Below are 708 nucleotides of genomic sequence, written 5' to 3'. Positions count from 1 at the left end.
GTCCTGGTCCCCACCCTTCCCGGACTTCCCGTCCTTGTCGTCCTTCCCGTCCTTGCCGCCGCCTGTGCTGTCGGGGTCGGCGGTCTCGGCGGGGCGCAGTTCCGCGCTGCCCTTCCTGCCGGAGGCGCCCTTGGGCGTGAAGGCGGTGTACGTCGTCTCGGCGACGTCCGAGTCGGCCGGCCGCGGGCACACCAGGGTGGAGCGCTCGACCGGCTTGCGGGCGACCGCGGGCGACGCCGTGCGCTGTGCGCCGTCGTCGCCGGGAGCCGCGACCGTGGCGGCGCCCGTGACGGCGGCGAGTGCGACGACGACTCCCAGGAAGCCGAGGAGGGTGCGGTTCACTGCTGGCTCCCGTCGCCGCCGTACGTCGTGCTGTCCTGACCGTGGTAGCCGCCGTAGCCGCCCTGCCCGTAGCCGTACGGGTCTGGTTGCTGCTGGTCCTGCCAGCCGTCGTACGCCTGCTGCTGCGGGACGTACGGCTGCTGCTCGTAAGGCTCGTAGGACTCGTACGGTTCGTGCGGCGCGTAGGGGCCGTAGGGCTCGTACGGTTCGTACGGCTCATAGGTTCCGTGCGTGCCGTACGGGGCGTACGGCTGCGCGGGCGGCTGCCCGTAGCCACCGGGATCGTACGGCTGCTCGGACGGCGGGGGCGGCTGCTGGGGAACCTCCTGGCCCGCCGCCTGGGGCACCGGCGGGGCCTCGGCGGGC

Annotated in this window: 2 pseudogenes; both read right to left on the bottom strand. The window is 73.9% G+C overall.

Features of this window, described 5'->3' with window-relative positions:
- Positions 1–342 (bottom strand): annotated as a pseudogene (locus tag G5C65_RS38000) (DUF5719 family protein); the annotation flags it as partial.
- Positions 339–708: pseudogene (locus G5C65_RS37995) on the bottom strand (hypothetical protein); the annotation flags it as partial. The pseudogenes G5C65_RS38000 and G5C65_RS37995, both read right to left, overlap by 4 nt.

The sequence above is a fragment of the Streptomyces boncukensis genome (assembly GCF_011045075.1).
Taxonomy (GTDB): Bacteria; Actinomycetota; Actinomycetes; order Streptomycetales; family Streptomycetaceae; genus Streptomyces; species Streptomyces boncukensis.
The sequence above is the reverse complement of the archived record's forward strand: the minus strand, read 5'-3'. Positions and strand labels throughout refer to the sequence as shown.